Consider the following 2,017-nt stretch of genomic DNA (forward strand, 5'->3'; position numbering starts at 1 on the left):
ACCGGAACCCCCACACCCCGCTCAGCGAGCACCTGACACGCCCGCACGAAAGCATCGAGAATCGCCCGCCCGGTCTCCTCCGTGAACAGGTCCGTGGCATATTCGAGGGCCACGTCGAGCGTTTCGCCGGTCTCGTTGACCAGCATCATGAGGTCGAATTTGGCCGATCCGTCCTCGACGGTGAGCTGGGCGAGATCAACGCCGTCCATATCGATCCCGGTACGCGGCGCGTTCTGCAGCACGAACATGGCCTGGAAGATGGGGTTGCGCGCCAGGTCACGATCGGGGGCCAGCTCCTCCACCAACCGCTCGAACGGTACGTCCTGGTGCGCGAAGGCATCCAGCGCCCCATCCCGCACCCGCCCCAGCAACTCCTCGAACGACTCGCCCGCCCGCACGCGAGTCCGCAGCGGCAGCGTGTTGGCGAAGAACCCGATCAAGCCCTCAAGCTCCGACCGCGACCTGTTCGCCACCGGAACGCCGACGACCACCTCGTCCTGTCCGGCCCGACGCGCCAGCAGCGCCGCGTAGACCGCCTGCAGCACCATGAACAGCGTCGCTCCGCGCTCGCCGCCCACCCCGAGCAGCCCGGTCACCGTCGCGGCGTCGATCCGCGCGTGCAAATGCGCGCCCCGATAGCTCGGTACGGCCGGACGCGGGAAGTCGGCCGGCAGCTCCAGCACCGGCGCGGCCCCGGCCAACGCCCCGCGCCAGAACGCCAGTTGCCGCTCCAGCACCCCGGACGCCAGCCACTGCCGCTGCCAGACGGCGAAGTCGGCGTACTGCACCGGCAGTTCTGGCAGCTCCACGCCTGCGTAAGCCGCCTGGACCTCCTCCAGCAGCACCCCCACCGACCAGCCGTCGGAGACGATGTGATGCATCGACAGGGCCAGCACGAACTCCCGCTCGTCCGCCCGCGCCAGCACCCACCGGACCAGCGGCCCCCGTTCCAGGTCGAAGGGCCGTGCCGCCAGCTCCACCGCCACCCGATCCGCCGCGCCCGCGATGTCAGCGGCTCTCCGCAGATCGACCTCCGCGAAATCGATCAGTGGCACATCGCCGATCACCTGGACCGGACGGCCATCGACCTCCGCGAACACGGTCCGCAACGCCTCGTGCCGGCGCCCCACCGCCATCAAGGCCGCACGGAGCCGATCGACATCCACCTGGCCCCGCAACCGGACCGCCGCCGGCACGTTGTAAGCCACGCCGTCCGGCTCCAGCCGCTGCAGGAACCACAACCGCTGCTGCGCGAACGACACCTCGATCGGCCCGCCACGCTCCACCGCCACCAGCGGCACCCCATCGGAGATCACGCCCCGCTCCACGACCACGGCGGCCAGGTCACGCAGCACCGGATGCTCGAACAGCGACCGCAGCGGCACTTCGACGCCGAGTTGTTCTCTGACGCGGGCCATGAGCTGGGTGGCCAGGAGCGAGTGGCCGCCGAGCTGGAAGAAGTCGTCCAGCGCGCTGACCCGATCGACGCCGAGCACGTCGGCGTAGATCGACGCGAGCCGACGCTCTTCCACCGTCGCCGGCGCCACGTACTCGGAACGGTCGGCGAACTCGGGAGCCGGAAGCCCCGCCCGGTCAACCTTGCCGTTGGGGGTCAGCGGCAAGGTCTCCAGCACGACAATCGCTGATGGCACCATCGCGTCCGGGAGCGTGCGCGCGACCTGCGCCCGCACCTGACCGGCATCGACGGAGCCTGCGACGTAGCCGGCCAGGCGGGTCTGACCGAGATGGTCGGTGACCGCCGTGACGACGGCATCGGCGACGCCGTCGAGCGCGCGCAGGGCGGCTTCGATTTCGCCCAGCTCGATTCGCTGGCCGCGTACCTTGACCTGGTGGTCGCGGCGGCCCAGGAACTCCAGCCGACCATCCGGCAGATACCGAACGACATCGCCGGTGCGATACAGCCGTGCCCCGCTCACCCCGGAGAACGGATCCGGCACAAACGCCATCGCGGTCCGCACCGGGTCACCCAGATAACCCCGCCCAACACCCGCACCAC

General features: G+C 70.2%; 1 protein-coding gene. It reads right to left on the minus strand.

The window, feature by feature from the left end:
• On the minus strand, positions 1-1,967 hold a 1,967-nt coding region (locus C4V41_RS60480; RefSeq protein ID WP_235031113.1), incomplete at its 3' end, for a condensation domain-containing protein.
• Positions 1,968-2,017 lie beyond the last annotated feature (50 nt).

Origin of the sequence: Nonomuraea solani (genome assembly GCF_900108335.1) — a bacterium.
GTDB classification, from domain to species: domain Bacteria; phylum Actinomycetota; class Actinomycetes; order Streptosporangiales; family Streptosporangiaceae; genus Nonomuraea; species Nonomuraea solani.